This is a genomic window from Caulobacter sp. FG121, assembly GCF_057809815.1.
The window spans coordinates 302,466-314,942 of record NZ_JBMDKR010000003.1 but is presented as its reverse complement, the minus strand read 5'-3'; the positions used below and the strand labels follow the sequence as shown (position 1 = coordinate 314,942).

Sequence of the window (12,477 nt, the reverse complement as noted above, 5' to 3'; positions counted from 1 at the left end):
CATTAAATGGCGATCACCTACGATCCAAACAAGCGACTGATCACACTTCGCGACCGAGGAATGGATTTCGAGCGCGCGGTGGAGGTGTTCGACGGCGATGTCCTCGATTGGCCGGACGTCCGGTTCGACTACGGCGAATTGCGGATTGTGACGATCGGGTTTCTCGATGGTCGAATGGTAGTTGTTGTTTGGACGCCGCGTAGTGAAACCCGCCACATCATTTCGATGAGGAAAGCCAATGCCCGCGAGCAAAGACATCTTCGAGATCGATTTGCGGAAGATCGGCGAAGCCGAACCTGATGCGGCAGACTATGCGGAGATTCCGGAGCTCACGGATGAGTGGTTCGAACAGGCAGCCCACTACCGGGCAGGAGTTTTGGTGCGGCGTGGCCGTCCGCCTGCGGTCATTCGCAAGCAGCAGGTGACGCTCCGGCTTGACGCCGATGTGCTCGACACCTTCCGGAGCGGCGGTCCCGGTTGGCAGAGCCGCATCAACGCCGCTCTACGAAAAGCCCTTGAACCCTAGCCTTCGCCCTGGATCGCCGGCTTGAACTGGTCGGTCGGGGAGGCGGTGAACAGTTCCACGCCGTCCGCCGTCACACCGCAGCTGTGCTCGCACTGGGCCGAAGGCGACTTGTCGCGCGTCACGGCCGTCCAGCCATCGCTGAGCACCTTCACCTGCGGACGGCCGAGGTTCACCATCGGCTCGACGGTGAAGAACATCCCTTCGCGCAGGATCGGGCCTTCGCCCGGGCGGCCGAAGTGCAGCACGTTGGGGCTGTCGTGGAAAACCTTGCCCAGGCCATGGCCGCAGAAGTCGCGAACGACGCTGCAGCGCTGGGCCTCGACGTATTTCTGGATGGCATGGCCGATGTCGCCGAACGTGTTGCCGGGCTTGATGACCGCCAGGCCCCTCGCCATGCCTTCGTAGGTCACGTCGACCAGCCGGCGGGCGCGCGGCGAGACCTCGCCCACGCCGTACATGCGGCTGGTGTCGCCATGCCAGCCGTCGACGATGACGGTGACGTCGATGTTGGCGATATCGCCTTCGCGAAGGGGGCGGTCGCCGGGAATGCCGTGACAGACCACATGGTTGGTCGAGATGCACACGGTGTGCATGTAGCCCTTGTACCCGAGGCAGGCCGGCAGGCCGCCGTTGTCGAGCACGAATTCACGGGACAGCCGGTCCAGCTCGGCCGTCGTCACGCCGGGCGTAACGTGGGGGATCAGCATGTCGAGGCACTCGGCGGCCAGCCGGCCGGCCTTGCGCATGCCTTCCAAGCCCTCGGGGCCATGGATGCGGATCTCGCCGGTGCGGTACTCCGCGTCCGAAATCGAGTCGGTGAGGGTCATCAAGCGGTCCTCTCATCCCGTCGCCGCGGCGGGGACGATGCAAATGTCAGTCGAGCCTAGGTCGTCATTGTAGCACAAAAGGTCAACGGTCGGGCGGTCGGCTGGATCTCAGTCCAGGTATCTTTTTAGAACCGCCAACTCTGCATGCGCGATGGCGGCTTCGTCCGGACGGTCCACCCGGTCCATTTCTGCCGCTGTGGCGGCGATGGTCCCTGTCTCGGCAAGGAACAGGGCCGAGAGGTCGGCGGCCAACAGGGTCTTGCGAGGGACGTCCGCCGCACCGAACGCCGCGCCCGTGGCGACCCATTCCGAAGCGCCGCTCGTCAGGCTGACGGGCGCCGCCTGCGCCGGCGTCAAGGCCACGGCCTCGGTGTTGTCGATCAGGGCGATCAGCCGCCGCACCAAGCCGGTGGTGACGGCATCGCGCGCCTTCATCGCCTCGCGCAGGTCGCCCCGCAGTCGCGCTCGCAGGTCCCCGGCAGGGTCAGAGCCCTGGCCGCCGTTGGGAGCTGGGGTGTGGGTCATGATCGTTCCGCATCAGGCTGGAATGCCGACCAATAGAGCAAGCGGCCGGATAACGCGCCAGCGACCGAAGGGCGATGGGGCGGTTGATGGTGGGGGCGAGGTCTGTCAGCGTCCCTCCGTCGGGCCTGCAATCCCTGGAGAACGAAAATGGGTGACCTGATCCTGACGACCTATGACTGGGTGCCCGACGCGCCGCGCGGCTATGTCCGGGACCTGCGGGTGCGGTGGGCGCTGGAGGAGGCGGCTCTGGCCTATACCGTCGCGAGCACGCCTTTCGAGGACCGCAAGCCCGAGCATTTCGCACACCAGCCGTTCGGCCAGGTTCCCTGGCTGACCGACGGGGACCTGACGATCTTCGAGAGCGGCGCGATCCTGCTGCATCTCGGCGAGCTGAGCGACCGGCTGATGCCGGCGGACCGGCGTGGCAGCAGCGAGGTCAAGGAATGGCTGTTCGCCGCGCTCGCGTCCGTCGAGGCCGCGAGCCAGCCCTGGTCCTTCTTCAAGTTCATGGGCGCCGCCGACGAGACACCCATGCGCAAGTTCTTCGACGATTTCCTCTATCAGCATCGGCTCAAGCACATGGAAACGGTTCTTGCCGACCGCGAGTGGCTGGCCGGAAGCTTCTCGGTGGCCGACATCCTCATGGCGGATGTGCTGAGGCTTGTGGACCGGTTCGACGGGCTGGCGGACTATCCCGGTTGCAAGGCCTACGTCGCGCGGGCGACGGCGCGTCCGGCCTTCCTCAAGGCGCATGCCGACCAGATGGCCCACTTCGCGGCGGGCGACCGGGCGCGGGCTTCCTAACGCCGCCAGACCAGCCGTCGCTCTATCTTGATGGCGTCCGTCGTCATCGCGCAGGCGTAGACCAGCACCTCGACGCCCGCGTCGGCGGTGCGCTCCAGAGCGGCGGCGAATGCCGGATCAAGCTCTGCGCAGGCGCTGAAGGCCGTGCAGTCGGTGCGCTGGACGACGAACAGGGCCACCGCGCGGTCGCCGGCCGTGACCATCGCCTCAAGCTCTCTCAGGTGCTTCGTCGAGCGGGCCGCCACGCAGTCGGGAAACTCCGCCAGTCCCGGCGTGCGCGACAGGTGGACGTTCTTACTATGCATTGCTAATAACATGGCAAGGAATCGAAGCCGGTAAAGAGTCGTGACCGTTAAGGCGTTCTCATATTTTCGATTTTCGTCAGCCGTTCAGGCTCAAGGCGATTCCCTACGCCGCCAACTGAAGGCGGCTATGGATTGGGCTGCCGAACACCCAGAGGTCGAATTAGACACCAGTCTCCGCGACCTGGGAATATCGGCCTATCGCGGCGAACACAGGGTCAAAGGTGCATTGGCATCGTTCCTGAAGCGAATCGAGCGCGGCGACATCCCCAAGGGGTCCTACTTCCTGATTGAATCTTTTGACCGGCTCAGCCGGGAATCCGAAACCCAGGCCATCAACCTCTTGACCGGCATCACCCTCGCGGGTGTGAAGGTCGTGACCCTGACGGATAATGCGATCTACGACGAACATTCCGATGCAATGGACCTGATGCGGGCCATAATCGTGATGAGCCGTGCCCATGACGAGAATCGTAGTCGCGGCAAGAAGGTCAAAGACGCATGGATGGAGAAGAAACGTCTGGCGAGAGAAACGGGCGAAATCCTCAGCCGCCGTGGTCCCTACTGGGTTGAATTCAACGGCAAAGGCTTCGATTTGGTGCCGGATCGTGCCGCCATAGTCCGCCGAATGTTCGATGAAGCCATGGGCGGAATCGGAGCGGTCACGATTTCCGCCAGACTGAACGCCGAAGGAATCAAGCCCTTCGGAAAGGCCAACGGATGGCACGCTCACTACATCCTGACGACATTGCACAACCGATCTTGCATCGGAGAGTATCAGCCATCGAACGCCGTAAAACAGGGGAATGGCCGAACTCTTCGAACACCCGATGGAGACGGCATCCCCGGCTATTATCCGCCGGTGGTGTCCGAAGACGTTTTCAACCGCGTCCAAGCCGTCATCCATGACCGAAATCGAAAAGGGAAAGGTCGCGGTCGTCGCGGTAAGGCTTTCCCCAACCTTCTGATCGGCATGGGTGTCTGTGAACAGTGCGGCGGAACGGTCGGAATCCATAGCAGCGGGGCTAAATCCAGCGGGCCAATTCTTCGTTGTCTCAACGCCGTTCGAAATCACGGGTGCGACAACAAACGCCGCTATCCGATCAAGCCGATTGAAGACGAACTTTTCCAGTTCCTGGGAAAGGTCCGCCAACGCGAGAGAGTCGTAACGCCTGACGAAAATGCCATGATGGCCAAAATCGATGCCCGCGAAAATTTGAAGCGGACCATTGAAACGCTCTTGGATCAGGCCGAACGCGGCGTTCCCTTCGTCGAAGACCGCCTTCACCGTCGCAATACGGAATTGAAGGCGATTGAAAAGGAAATCAACGACCACAAAGTCGCGATCACTCACGCCAAGAGCACACTGACCAACGCCGATTTCGTCGCCGCATACGTCCACGTTTTGGAAGAATACAAAGCGGCCACCGGCCAACCTGATGAACTCTACCGAGTCAGAGCCAAGTTCAACGCCATGTTGGGCGAGTTCTTTGATTGGATCATGCCGATTCAGGATGGCTTTTGTGCGGCCCAGGGGCCGCACTGTTGGTTGATCTATCGGGACGGAATGGCTGAATTCGAAATCCCGGAAGGAACGACGAAAACATCAGCCGCCATTGAAGCCATCGTGGGTGAATTCCGGCACCTTTTCGACGACGAGTCGGCCTGATCAGCAGAACGCCAGCCTCAACATGGCTGCCTCACGCTTCGTGTTCGCGACCAAAAGCAGCCGGGCTTTGGTCTGCCAATAGGCGTATCCCGCCTTGTTGGCCCTCACAGTTCCGGAATTTGAAGTTCAATAGCGCCCCTTCATAGACGCGGATACCGTGAACCGGGGGAACTGCGGCGCGCGGCGCACACCGTTCATCAGGTCTTGATACAGGCGGCATGGCAAAGGATGAGAGCAGTCTGTAGGCAGGTCAAACCAGTAATGTGGGAATTCGCCAACCCTATATGAGCGGTCGAACTGGGGTTTGAGGTAATGGTAGATCGCCCATCGAATCTCATTCAGAAACTCAGCGATGGTGCTCGAATGATAGATCAGCACATCATCGTGAAATACGGCCTGGAACTCGTCAATCAGTTCATACGCTGCCGTATCGTCTACAACTTTACCATTTTCTTCCATAATTTTTTGAATAGTCGCGACGCGTCGATCCAGGCGAGCAAACGTATGCTTGGCGATATCGCCGCACGTTTTCAACAAAACAATCCTCTGAACTCTCAGATCAACTGGCACGCCCAGCGACGGCATCCATGTTTCTGGAAATTCACCGTAAGCATCAAGCCATTCAGCGAATGATTCCGTGACCTTGGCGAGTTCAGTCGAGTCATCCCCAAGAATTGGACTTCGGCAGATTTCGCCGAGAAAGAACAAAAATGTGGAATCGCTTCTTCGGGCCTGTTGAGCCACAGGCAGGCCAAAGCTTCGGTCTGCTGGCTTGGACAGGAAGTCAACCAGTAGAACTGCGAATAGTCGTCGGTGCTGTGCGGTCTCAAACATCAGGTTCGTGTCATGCAACCTCGACAGCTTGCAGAACACACCGAAGTTCACCATCCCGTCGATCATGTCCCATATACCCCGCAGAACAAGAATTTCTTGCTCCGTGGGTGAGAGATGCATCTTCCTTGCAGGACTTTCGGCCATATTCGTTAGATTGACCCTACGTATAGGCACGAAAAATTACAACGAGTTATCTCAGGCGAATGCTGTCTCGCAATTCGTTTTCTAATTCCGCACAATCTCAGATGCGACGATTCTATATGTCACCCAAGAAGCGACACTTGTCTAATCCTACCTCGCCAACTTCGTTCAATCGCTGCCCCGCGCGACAATACAAAATGATTGCGCCTCCTGACTTCGCATATAGTGGAATGAATTTCTCCATCCCGTTCGAGACAATCACATCTACATTTGCCAACCCATCTCGCGCTGATAGTGAAACGTAACTTCTTCCATCAGTGCGGACACCGGCATTTCGAACAATTCCATAAATGGCAATATATTTGTCTTTCAGTATTTCGTCTGCACGAATCTGATTCGTTTGATATTCATCGAAATATTGATCAGCACTTAGATTTGTAACTATCGTCGTATTGCGACAATTTTCAACAGTTAACCAACCTTCATATCTGCTCTTAGATAATTTGCACCGAGCCTTCAATAACTGATCGGGGACGAGATCGGACAATATTGAAGTTTCTGACTTCGAAAATATTGCCGAAACGCCTGTAAATTGGACGAAATTTGCGCCGTCGCTTCCAACTGAGATTCGTCTAATTTTTCCGACGATTTCAATATCGCCAGTTCGAAACGATTCTATTTCATGGTCACCACCCTGATCGATCAGACGCAATTCTTCGTTTGTCATGAGCGCGACATTTGATTGTCTTCCGGAGCAAGAAATCAAAAGCAGTGATATTATGATATATTGAAAGACCTTCATGTCTGTTTTCGCTTTGTTTAATTTCGCGAGGGCGGTGGGCTCCACTCGAACAGCATAAGTGGTCCTCGGCCAAATTTGAAAGGTGCTGGTGTCCAATCCCCCGAAGCTGATTTTGAAAAGGTAGGTCCGAAGTTGGCCTCCGCTCTTCGATCAGATGTCACCGCTCTCTGTTCGCGAAGCGGGTTGGCTCAGCGGATGTCATCCAGGTCGGGGAGGAACAGAAACGGGTCGGCGAACTCTTCCAGATTGGCAAGCTGGGGCGGCACGGCGGCAGGAACCATGAAGCCGCCGCCCAAGGAGAGGACCTTCTCGCGGGCCTGCTGTCGAAGCACCGGCGACACCGGCCCATTGCCCTCGGCCCAGGCACCGGTGAGGAGCCAAGAATCGTCAGCGAGGCGCGCAAACGTCAGGACAAGCGCCGCAGGCTCGTAGACGGCGGCGGCCCACGCACCGGACAGCATGCGCGGGGTCATCGACCTCAGGCAGTTTTTGAACCGGCCCGCGACCCGCGCCGCATTCGCAGGCGTGACGACTTCAAAGTCGGGATCATTGATGACGAGTGCCGACACCGAAGAATCGCACTTCTCAAGCCAATTCCTGATCCACCGCCGCGTCCCTCCGGAGATGAAGGCCGTCAAGGACTGCCTGATAGCGTCGTCGGTAGCCGAGGAAGAAAAACATCGGATGATTCCGAGGGTCTGATTCAGGCTCTCGGCCTGTGAAGGGTTGTGAATCCGATTCATAACCGCCGGGATCACCAGGACGGCATCCAAACGCTCCAAGGCTTCGAACGGCGGTTCGTCGATGTCGGCCATCTGCTCAAGCGTTCGCCGCCGCCGCCGCTGCATCGGCGCCGATGCCGTGAAGAGGTCCAAAAGTCGGACGTAAGCGGCACGAGAAAGCGGCTTTGCCCCAAACTTCCTGAGGGCGCCGATGTAGCCGTCCGGAACACTGCCCAGCCCGGCAACGAGAAGTTCACGCGGGCTCAGGACCGGAAGGACCTCGGCGACTTGCCGCAGCAAGTCGGCCCAGGTTCGATCATCAGCCACAGGCCGACCGTGAAGGCGTTGCAGAAAGAGCGCCGGATGGGTCAGCAGTCCGGCGGCCAGGATCGCGCCGAACGACTGCCGCCAAATCGGGCCGGTGCGGCAGGACATGCGAAGAAAGCCTGGGTTGGCCTCGTCCAAAATCATGGCCTGTTCGAGAATCCATCCGAACAAGGGGCGGGGAGTCTCGGTGTTGCGATGATCGTCGGGAAACTCAGGGGAGCAGAGAGATGTCATGTCGCCTCGCGAGGCGGCCAGGATTAGCCGCGTCTTCGCGGGGAGACCTTCCTGCGGGTGATATAAGTCATTGGTTGGATTCCTGCCGGGGCGAAGCCTCAGTCTAAGCGTCTCTGTAGGTCGCCTATCGCTCTCTCCACGGCGCGCAGTCGCTGCTCAACGGTCAGAGTCGGAGCATCGAGATAGGACTCCAACGCAGCCTTGACCAAAGAGGTGCGATCCCGGCCCTCGTCTTTCGCCCTGGCATCAAGCCTTTCGATCAGTTCGACGGCCAGCCTGACATTTATGGTGGGAGATTTCATGAGCGCGCTCCGTATCGCAGCAACAGGTCACGGACACCCTGCGGTCGCCAAGGCCCGCCACGAGGCGCAGACAAGCCACGGTCATTCAATCCCGCTGCGATCTCGGCCAATGAGATGGCGCCTTCCCGGCGGAGAGCCTCCACGACAGGTTTCAGCGCCTCGGCACGTTGACGCGACCGCGCGGTCCGGACTTCGGCGCTGGCAATCGCTCCAACACCGGCGTGATCTCCGATCCTCGGGTTGTTTCCTCCCAACGGCATGCCGCGCGCCTTCCTGGCCGCAAGCGCCAGCCGCGTTCTGTCCGCTGCCTGCCGCGCCTCCTCACGGGCGACCAACGCCATAATGCCCACCGTGAACTCACTGGCACCGGGCATATCGATGGCCAGAAACTCCACCCCCGACTTCTGAAGGCCGAAGAGAGTGTGGGGATCGCGACTCAAACGGCAGAGTCGCGCGATAATGAGAACGGCATTGTGGGCGCGACAGACTTCGACGGCCCGTTCGAGGCCGGGGCGAATCTGGCCACGACCGGATGAGACCTCGGTCACCTCTTCAATGAGATTCCAGCCGTCGCCCAGGAACCGCATGACCGCCTCTCGCTGCGCTTCGAGACCGAGGCCGGAGAGACCCTGTTTGTTGGTCGAAACTCTGTAGAGGGCCACACATCGGCGTTTCGGATTTGTCTGAACGTTCATCAAAGCAAATCATATAGATTAGAATTACATTTGCAATACGTTTGTCTTGCGCTCTCCTCGCGCCAAGATAAGTAGTAGGCGGCAAATCAATTTGCTTTCGATAAGCCCCGCGAGAACAATTTTGACAATCCGAGACGCGATCCGCCATAATGTCCATTAAGCGCGATGGCAATTAGACAGAGAAAACGATTCTATATGAACCTTATAAACAACTCATATTCCTCTCGACTGAAAGACGCATGGGCAAGTTTTGTTGCCAATTGCATCGAGGGGCAGAGGTTGTTTGCTGTTACGTTGAATTTTAATCCGGTTACGCACGGATGGTCCGGCCCAGTCTACCGAGTTGCCAAAAGCGGTCGCAAGTTCGCCATGCACCCAGGCCGAGGGGATTCCGCATCGCCATCCTCGCTAAAGGGATACAGGCCGATCCCTGTGAACACGGTGCGGCAGAAGATTTACGAAGTTTGGGGAAAGGTTGATCGCCTGCTATTCGGGCGCCGGTTCCACAACAGCAAAATCAGGACGAGCTATAGAGGATTCATCGAGCATCCGGACTCAAACATCCATGCCCATTTGGCATGGAATGTTCCGGATGATCTTTCGTCTCAGTTTTGCGAATTACTTCCCCAGAAATGGGAGTTCCTAATTCCTGGTGGCGAAGTGGAGATCGTGCCGATCTCGGACCCAGCCACCTGGGGTAGCTATTGCGTCAAAGCGCAGTCATTTTCGACTGAACCGCGAGATGATGCCTTCGTTGAAAGCGATAGGCGCCGCTAACCGCCTCCTGACCCTTCTGCGCGAGCGTCCCGCCCGCAGAGACTGGAGGCCGAATGATAGTTTCTGACGCGGATGGCCGAAAAGCCTCCATTGGATAAATGAATCCAAAATTCGAGATTCAATGGCAATCAAGATTTTAGTCTATCGGCAAATCACCTTTCTTGCGAGGCCATCATGTCAATAGCATCAAGTATAATCAGCCTTCGTTATCTCTGAAGCATATGACGTATTCTAAAGTTCCAGAGTTTGTGGATCAACATCCTCGACTTTGTGACTCGTGAAGAACTCGAACAGTCGCCAGATGACACGGCGATGGCGTTCATACATATCGTCCGGAGCTGATTGTCGGATCACGACCCGTAGGCGACGTTGGGAAGGTCGGCTAGTGTCGCTGTCATGATGCAGGGTGAAGCGCTGAAGAAGATCGATAGTGTCGATGGCAAGCGCTATGCCGAGCTATTGAAGCGTGACGGCTTCTTCTACTTTCAAGAATATTCCGAGGAAACCGACGGCGGATACACCTTTATGTCGCCGAGCCACTGCTCCGGTCTCTATGCAACACTGGTGGAAGCGGAAAAGGACATGATCGCAACGCTGCCTTGGCTACGCGAAAGCGAAGTCCGCTAACTACCCTTGGTCGACGTTGACGATCTTCCCCCAGCCTACCAACTGCGCGCCCTCCTGGACGCGCCACTCCTTTCCCACAACGAACGTGACGTCGTTCGGCCATGCGATGAATTGGATGTCTAGCAGCCGTTCTTCACCGGGACTGAGGGGATTGGCTTGCGAGACCTCAATAAGGCCCGTGGCCATCTGTCGATTGTCGGCGTCAAAGAAGTTGTGATTTGGTCGCCAACTACCCGCGACCGCGCGCGCGCGGCCTCCCTGCTCTGTTGGCAGAAGGCGGACGATTGCGCGCACCTGGACAAGCCCGCTACCCATAATGACCCTCACTAAAGGCCAGCCTACGGCACATCGACGATTGTCCGAAAGCCATCCCTAGGAGACGGCCCGCTCTCGACCCATTGCAGTCATTACCGCCGCCACGGCCAAGCTAGACGCCACCGATCTGAGGTGAACCGTTCGGATGCGATCTCAACATCAACCACCCGCCATGTCCCTTCTGCAGACGACCAACGGTAGGAACCTCGGCGTTCCAGTGTCATCTCACGACGGACGACGGCGAACGCACTGATGCGAACCTGAGCGGTTTGGGTCAGCGTTTCGATGATCTCGGCCCCGTCGACAGAGACGGCGTCGCGGTTATAGGACGACGACAACCGCTCAATCCCGCCCGCGAACTGGCGGGCGACTTGGCTTTTCAAGGTCTCAAAATCAATCAAGCGGTCATCCGCGCCGCGCCACTTCAGGCCCGGTGAGAACAGGTTCATGTAGCCAACGAGATCGCGATTATCGTAGGCCGCGTAGCTTTCACTATGTCGATGATCGAGAGCGGCCAACACTTCAGCTAGGGGCGGGTCATCAGTCGGGATCGTCATGCTCATAAGCTGTCACGGCCCCCACCGCGCGGCAACGTCCGCTCCCCGCCCTTAGCGGACATCCGGAATGTCCACTTGTTGGCGGTCACGCCGATGTCTGGTTTTGGGCTGAGACCCAACGCCCGCATTCGACCCAAAGCCGATGTTGACGAACAACTGCCAGCGCGCAACGCTGACTTGCATGCCGCTATTTACCTACACCATGACACTCGGATCGGAGACGCGAACCGCCGAGCTTCGCAGGAGCAATCCGCAGGGGTGGCTCAGTGAGGCAGTGAGAGAGGCATTTCCCGAAGTGTCCGCTCGGCGCGGGGCCGACCTAATCCGCCTTCGGCTTCAACGAGTAATCGGAATGGCCGAAACGTGGCAATGCACACTCTCCGACACGCCCTGCGACCTTAAGATCAAGGTCGTCAAGTCGAAGAAATAGGTGTCCGCTTCCCACCCTTTGCCGACGCTCAGAAGGACTGCTTGGTGACGATGGCTTCAAGGTCTGGTTCCAGACCGGTGGCCGGTGTCAGCGCCCGACCCGTTGCGGACATTGAAAGCGGGTGCGTGCCCTGTATTCTCCCCACATGGCAAAGGTTTCAAAATGGGTGGCGTCAGCGGTGTATGTCGGCATCTGGACGGTGCTCGGCGTGGCGGCGCTGGTTTTTGCTGGAAACTGGTTCGTGCTGCTAATGCCAATTATTTGGGGTTGGACCGCCTTCAATTTGGTCCAAGTCTGGCGCGGAAAGCGCGAGCGATTGTGGCACTAGCGGCAACGTCCGCTTCCGACCCATTGCGGTCATTCAGCCCTCAGGGCCGAGCATCTCTCGTAGCCACCAGACCCTCTGTTTCGCCTCGGAAAGGGCGGTTTCGCGGCTGTCATAGACCCCGCACGCAGGCCCCGAAGAACCCCAAGCTCCGCCGCGTTCAGCGGCCTGCCACTGGTATGAGAACAGACCATCGTCCCGCTCGACGACGATGATCCGTTCAATGTTGTCGGGTCGGGAGAATGTTCCGACGACTTTTCCAGCAGTCATGGCCCAACGGTATCCGCCGAACCGTCCGCTTTCCACCCGTTGCGGACGCATGTCAGCCATTGCATCGTCGCGAAATGGATGATCAGCGGCGTGACGCCCTCCCTACATTTTTCCTGTTGAGCGTTGCCTTCAACCTCGACCGCCTCGTGCTGGTCCTTGGCGACGGCGCTGATCGGCCTCTTCTGGAGGTCTCGTTCTCGCCGCCCCGAGCATTCCGTTGCTATGCGGAGAGCGACTATTGGCACTACCTGAATGCGTTCAACGGGACGGCATTGGTGAGCACGACCGACACCGGTTGCGGGATAGAACTCAGCACGGATGCGCCGTATCTGTTGGACTATCGCGCTCATGTCCGAGAACAAGAACCGGAGGAAACGTTCTCATGCCTCGTGAGGACACCTGATCATTGTGTCGAGGTCATCAGCTTCGAAAAACCGACGCTGAGATTTCTCTAACGTCCGCTTCC

The 12,477-nt window shown here is 58.3% G+C and carries 17 protein-coding genes and 1 pseudogene; 7 read left to right on the top strand and 11 right to left on the bottom strand.

Annotated elements, in window-relative coordinates:
* Positions 1–6 precede the first annotated feature (6 nt).
* Both ACODSL_RS10455 and ACODSL_RS10450 read left to right on the top strand, forming a co-directional pair.
* Complete coding sequence (locus ACODSL_RS10455) at positions 7–300, top strand: BrnT family toxin (protein WP_488900610.1); 294 nt, start codon at positions 7–9, stop codon at positions 298–300.
* Positions 239–526, top strand: coding sequence for a BrnA antitoxin family protein (locus ACODSL_RS10450; RefSeq protein WP_488900609.1), 288 nt, complete (start codon positions 239–241; stop codon positions 524–526). Before ACODSL_RS10455 ends, ACODSL_RS10450 begins: the two co-directional genes overlap by 62 nt.
* On the opposite strand, the gene map is transcribed toward ACODSL_RS10450, so the two are convergent.
* Together map and ACODSL_RS10440 are read right to left on the bottom strand one after the other, a co-directional pair.
* Positions 523–1,353: a type I methionyl aminopeptidase gene (gene map, locus ACODSL_RS10445; protein WP_488900608.1), complete on the bottom strand. Its 831-nt coding sequence runs from the start codon at positions 1,351–1,353 to the stop codon at positions 523–525. The two genes, ACODSL_RS10450 and map, sit on opposite strands and share 4 nt — an antisense overlap.
* Before the next feature lie 108 nt (positions 1,354–1,461).
* Complete coding sequence (locus ACODSL_RS10440) at positions 1,462–1,878, bottom strand: hypothetical protein (protein WP_488900607.1); 417 nt, start codon at positions 1,876–1,878, stop codon at positions 1,462–1,464.
* Between the two features lie 147 nt (positions 1,879–2,025).
* Between ACODSL_RS10440 and ACODSL_RS10435 the strand changes: the two genes are divergently transcribed.
* The gene (locus tag ACODSL_RS10435; protein ID WP_488900606.1) at positions 2,026–2,682 is read left to right on the top strand and encodes a glutathione S-transferase family protein; all 657 of its coding nucleotides are present in this window, start codon (positions 2,026–2,028) and stop codon (positions 2,680–2,682) included.
* Here ACODSL_RS10435 and ACODSL_RS10430 read toward each other — a convergent pair.
* A pseudogene (locus tag ACODSL_RS10430) lies at positions 2,679–2,978 on the bottom strand (DNA/RNA nuclease SfsA); the annotation flags it as partial. The gene ACODSL_RS10435 and the pseudogene ACODSL_RS10430 sit on opposite strands and share 4 nt — an antisense overlap.
* Before the next feature lie 49 nt (positions 2,979–3,027).
* On the opposite strand from ACODSL_RS10430, the gene ACODSL_RS10425 reads away from it, so the two are divergent.
* A complete protein-coding gene (locus ACODSL_RS10425) occupies positions 3,028–4,653 on the top strand; it encodes a recombinase family protein (protein WP_488900605.1) in 1,626 nt (541 codons plus the stop codon).
* 126 nt (positions 4,654–4,779) lie between these two features.
* On the opposite strand, the gene ACODSL_RS10420 is transcribed toward ACODSL_RS10425, so the two are convergent.
* The 5 genes from ACODSL_RS10420 to ACODSL_RS10400 all read right to left on the bottom strand — a co-directional run bounded on the left by ACODSL_RS10420 (position 4,780) and on the right by ACODSL_RS10400 (position 8,710).
* The gene (locus tag ACODSL_RS10420; protein ID WP_488900604.1) at positions 4,780–5,553 is read right to left on the bottom strand and encodes a hypothetical protein; all 774 of its coding nucleotides are present in this window, start codon (positions 5,551–5,553) and stop codon (positions 4,780–4,782) included.
* Between the two features lie 190 nt (positions 5,554–5,743).
* Positions 5,744–6,430 carry an OB-fold protein gene (locus tag ACODSL_RS10415; protein WP_488900603.1) on the bottom strand — a complete coding sequence of 229 codons (687 nt, stop codon included), beginning with the start codon at positions 6,428–6,430 and terminating at the stop codon, positions 5,744–5,746.
* A gap of 188 nt (positions 6,431–6,618) precedes the next feature.
* Positions 6,619–7,713, bottom strand: coding sequence for a hypothetical protein (locus ACODSL_RS10410; protein WP_488900602.1), 1,095 nt, complete (start codon positions 7,711–7,713; stop codon positions 6,619–6,621).
* A gap of 98 nt (positions 7,714–7,811) precedes the next feature.
* On the bottom strand, positions 7,812–8,015 hold the full coding sequence (locus ACODSL_RS10405) for a CopG family ribbon-helix-helix protein (protein WP_488900601.1): 204 nt from the start codon (positions 8,013–8,015) through the stop codon (positions 7,812–7,814).
* A complete protein-coding gene (locus ACODSL_RS10400) occupies positions 8,012–8,710 on the bottom strand; it encodes a recombinase family protein (protein ID WP_488900600.1) in 699 nt (232 codons plus the stop codon). Before ACODSL_RS10400 ends, ACODSL_RS10405 begins: the two co-directional genes overlap by 4 nt.
* 1,173 nt (positions 8,711–9,883) lie before the next feature.
* Between ACODSL_RS10400 and ACODSL_RS10395 the strand changes: the two genes are divergently transcribed.
* Positions 9,884–10,114 (top strand): hypothetical protein, encoded by a 231-nt coding sequence (locus ACODSL_RS10395; protein ID WP_488900599.1) that lies wholly within the window; start codon positions 9,884–9,886, stop codon positions 10,112–10,114.
* On the opposite strand, the gene ACODSL_RS10390 is transcribed toward ACODSL_RS10395, so the two are convergent.
* Both ACODSL_RS10390 and ACODSL_RS10385 read right to left on the bottom strand, forming a co-directional pair.
* Positions 10,115–10,429: a hypothetical protein gene (locus ACODSL_RS10390; protein ID WP_488900598.1), complete on the bottom strand. Its 315-nt coding sequence runs from the start codon at positions 10,427–10,429 to the stop codon at positions 10,115–10,117.
* A gap of 92 nt (positions 10,430–10,521) precedes the next feature.
* Positions 10,522–10,992 carry a hypothetical protein gene (locus ACODSL_RS10385; RefSeq protein ID WP_488900597.1) on the bottom strand — a complete coding sequence of 157 codons (471 nt, stop codon included), beginning with the start codon at positions 10,990–10,992 and terminating at the stop codon, positions 10,522–10,524.
* Between the two features lie 569 nt (positions 10,993–11,561).
* Between ACODSL_RS10385 and ACODSL_RS10380 the strand changes: the two genes are divergently transcribed.
* On the top strand, positions 11,562–11,744 hold the full coding sequence (locus ACODSL_RS10380; RefSeq protein WP_488900596.1) for a hypothetical protein: 183 nt from the start codon (positions 11,562–11,564) through the stop codon (positions 11,742–11,744).
* Between the two features lie 33 nt (positions 11,745–11,777).
* Here the strand turns inward: ACODSL_RS10380 and ACODSL_RS10375 are convergent, their stop codons facing one another.
* Entirely contained in the window at positions 11,778–12,071 is a 294-nt protein-coding gene (locus tag ACODSL_RS10375) for a hypothetical protein (RefSeq protein WP_488900595.1), read from the bottom strand.
* Between the two features lie 14 nt (positions 12,072–12,085).
* Between ACODSL_RS10375 and ACODSL_RS10370 the strand changes: the two genes are divergently transcribed.
* Entirely contained in the window at positions 12,086–12,466 is a 381-nt protein-coding gene (locus tag ACODSL_RS10370; RefSeq protein ID WP_488900594.1) for a hypothetical protein, read from the top strand.
* Positions 12,467–12,477: the final 11 nt, after the last annotated feature.